A 3,106-nucleotide genomic window follows, 5' to 3' on the forward strand; every position below is an offset into this window, starting at 1 on the left:
GGGAAATGGCGGCTGTTTGAGTACAGCTATTCACCGGGTGATCGCTTGTATACGGTGCCCGTAGCAGCCGATACGGCAGAGATCATTGAGTTTACGCGTAGTGAAAACGTGCTGAATTTAGCCAATGTTCCTTCCCAAAAATTTTCGATGGATGATTCCCATCTGATACTAACGGATAAGCAGTCTTACAAACTTGCCTATAAACTCAGTCCGGATACGCTATGGATTATACCGCCCTGTGTGGAGGGCTGCCATTCGGCTTACGTACGCGTTCGATGAATTAACTAACCAAGAAGCTATGAAAACTTATGTACTCGCCATAACCTTACTGATCCTGGCAACGGCCTGCCGGAAAGACCCACTGGAAGGAATCGAACGAGCGACTGGAGAAGGCATTGCAGGAAAGTGGTTGCTGGTCGAACGAGGGGATTGGAATGGAAAATCGTACACCTATCCGATTCCATTAAATCCGCCCCAGACTCTGGTTTTTCAAAAAGATTCGACGCTATTAGCTACCGGAGTTGAGTTGAGAGATTATGCATCGGTTCGCCTGTATGCTACCAATAATCGCTACTTATACCTGGATCGATTACCCGTCGATAGCAGTGCTGCAAACGGTTGGAATCAGCAGAGCTATCGGGTACGAAATGATACCTTACAAATCAACCCGCCTTGTGACGAAGGCTGTCCATACTGGTTCATTCGAATCCAATAAAAAAGGGGCTTAAGAGCCCCTTTTTCACGATTAGGAAAGTCGGTCCTTGTAGCTTTCGTAGCCGTAGCTGCGAACGAGTTCAAAGGTGCCGTCCTCTTTCCAGATACCAATGCTAGGTAAATTTACGCCGTTGAAGGTCGTCGTTTTCACCATAGTGTAGTGAATCATATCATCAAAAACGATCGTGTCGCCTTCCTGCAAATCCGCGTCGAAACTATAATCACCCATGTAATCACCGGCCAGACAGGTACTGCCACCCATGCGGTAGGTAGGTTTACCAGCCACGGGGTCCTGATGAGCCCCAATGATCCGCGGCTTGTAGGGCATTTCCAGCGTATCGGGCATGTGAGCCGAAAAGGATGTATCCAGCATGGCCACATTGATTCCCTGAGCATCTACTATATCGAGTACGGTTGAAACCAGTACGCCCGTCTGCCAGCCCACGGCCGAGCCCGGCTCCATGATAATCTTCAGATGCGGAAACTTGGCTTTAAACGCTTTTAAGACCGAAATCAAATGTTCCGGATCGTAATCGGCCCGCGTAATCAGGTGACCGCCGCCCATATTGATCCATTTGACCTGCTGGAGTAAATCACCGAACCGTTGCTCGACGTGTACGAGCGTCCGCTCCAGCGTGTGCGAATCGTTCTCGCAAAGGGTATGGAAGTGCAGCCCTTCAATTTCAGCGGGCAGCTGATCCGGGAATACGGCCCGAATCACGCCCAAACGCGAACCCGGTACGCAGGGATTGTACAAATCCGTTGTAACCTCCGAGTACTGCGGGTTAATACGAATACCTACCGATACGCCAGCTGATGCCGCCTGTTTGCCAAATTTTTCAAATTGACGCCAGGAATTAAAGGTCAGGTGCGTAGACCGTTCAATTAGTTCTTCAATCTCGTCTTCTCGAATGGCGGGTACGTAGGAGTGAGCCTTCGTTCCCCATTCTTCGTTGATAAGCCGGGCTTCATTGATACTACTGGCCGTGGCTCCGGCCAGGTAGTTTCGAAGCATCGGGAACGTACTAAACATCGAAAAGCCTTTCAGGGCACAAATGATTTCTACCCCGGCCTGCTGCTGCACGTAGCGAAGCAACTCCAGGTTACGCTTTAATTTGGCTTCTTCCAGTACAAAACAGGGAGAAGGGATCAGATCGTAGTTCATACCGCAAAAATAGAAGAGGCGTTGGGTAATCGAACCGCCGCCATGCCATCGGAGTATTAAGTTTTTGTAAACCTCTATAAAAAAGAACGCCTGAAGAAAGTTCTCCAGGCGTCGATTTAAAAGTATTGAGTCGTTTTATACGTAACGTTCGGTCGCCAGATAATTCCCTACATAGTCGGCAACGCCTTCTTCCAGCGTATGAAAGGGCTTTTCGTAGCCAATCGAACGGAGTTTACTCATGGCTGCCTCCGTGAAGTACTGGTATGTATCGCGAATGTCGATGGGTGTATCGATGAAATCAATCTGGGGTTCCAGGTTCATGGCCTTGAACGTGTTCGTGACCAGATCCAGGAAGGTACGGGCTTTTCCACTACCAAGGTTGTAAATGCCCGAATGCTTGCGGCTGTACATCAGAAAGAGGCAAACTTCTACGACATCCTTCACGTACACAAAGTCCCGCATTTGTTCGCCATCCTTGAACTCAGGGTTATGCGAACGGAAAAGCTTCATCTGTCCCGTAGCCTTAATCTGCCGGTGAGCGTGCATAATCACCGAAGCCATGCGGCCTTTATGATACTCGTTAGGACCGTACACGTTGAAGAATTTCAAACCCGCCCAGAAGAAGGGTTTTTCTTCTTGTTCTAAAGCCCAGATATCAAATTGATTTTTAGAATCTCCGTAGGGGTTAAGGGGCTTAAGCTGAGGAATTAACGTTTCGTTATCCTCGTAGCCTAATTCACCCAGTCCGTAGGTAGCGGCCGACGAAGCGTATACCAAAGGAATTTGGTAAGCTACGCACTTACGCCAGATTTGCTTGGAGTAATTAACGTTGAGATGATCAAAAATCTCGTAGTTAAATTCCGTGGTATCCGTGCGGGCACCAATATGAAAAATAAACTCTACTTCATGATAATTCTGATCGAGCCAGTCGAAGAAATGCTCCCGATCAACGTACTCCTGAATCTGTTTATTTTCCAGATTTTTGCGTTTGACAGGATCCGAGAAATCATCAACGGCGATGATAAAGTTGAATTTATCCTGATTTAGCCTTTGGATAAGATTACTTCCAATAAAGCCAGCAGCTCCGGTAACAATAATCATAGATACTCGCAGGGTATGGAGAGATTTCTGATGCGTAAAATATAAGGAAACAAAGGTAGGAGGACTCCCTACGAAAACCTAGTCAAGATTTAATGAATAAATTGTATTTATCTAATAATATCTGCA

The 3,106-nt window shown here is 47.3% G+C and carries 4 protein-coding genes; 2 read left to right on the plus strand and 2 right to left on the minus strand.

The window, feature by feature from the left end:
- Together ACOJTG_RS24035 and ACOJTG_RS24040 are read left to right on the plus strand one after the other, a co-directional pair.
- Positions 1-279, plus strand: a 279-nt coding sequence (locus tag ACOJTG_RS24035) for a hypothetical protein (RefSeq protein ID WP_420156135.1), incomplete at its 5' end; no start/stop codon positions are given.
- 19 nt (positions 280-298) lie between these two features.
- Positions 299-715, plus strand: coding sequence for a hypothetical protein (locus ACOJTG_RS24040; RefSeq protein WP_420156136.1), 417 nt, complete (start codon positions 299-301; stop codon positions 713-715).
- Between the two features lie 30 nt (positions 716-745).
- On the opposite strand, the gene nspC is transcribed toward ACOJTG_RS24040, so the two are convergent.
- A complete protein-coding gene (nspC, locus tag ACOJTG_RS24045) occupies positions 746-1,879 on the minus strand; it encodes a carboxynorspermidine decarboxylase (protein WP_420156137.1) in 1,134 nt (377 codons plus the stop codon).
- A gap of 135 nt (positions 1,880-2,014) precedes the next feature.
- Positions 2,015-2,980 carry an ADP-glyceromanno-heptose 6-epimerase gene (rfaD, locus tag ACOJTG_RS24050; protein WP_420156138.1) on the minus strand — a complete coding sequence of 322 codons (966 nt, stop codon included), beginning with the start codon at positions 2,978-2,980 and terminating at the stop codon, positions 2,015-2,017.
- Positions 2,981-3,106 lie beyond the last annotated feature (126 nt).

The organism is Siphonobacter sp. (genome assembly GCF_048595215.1).
Lineage (GTDB): Bacteria > Bacteroidota > Bacteroidia > Cytophagales > Spirosomataceae > Siphonobacter.

Bases quoted from the DNA above. Each gene is read 5' to 3' on its own strand.
- ACOJTG_RS24040 (WP_420156136.1), top strand. From the start codon at position 299: ATGAAAACTTATGTACTCGCCATAACCTTACTGATCCTGGCAACGGCC.
- nspC (WP_420156137.1), bottom strand. From the start codon at position 1,879: ATGAACTACGATCTGATCCCTTCTCCCTGTTTTGTACTGGAAGAAGCC.
- rfaD (WP_420156138.1), bottom strand. From the start codon at position 2,980: ATGATTATTGTTACCGGAGCTGCTGGCTTTATTGGAAGTAATCTTATC.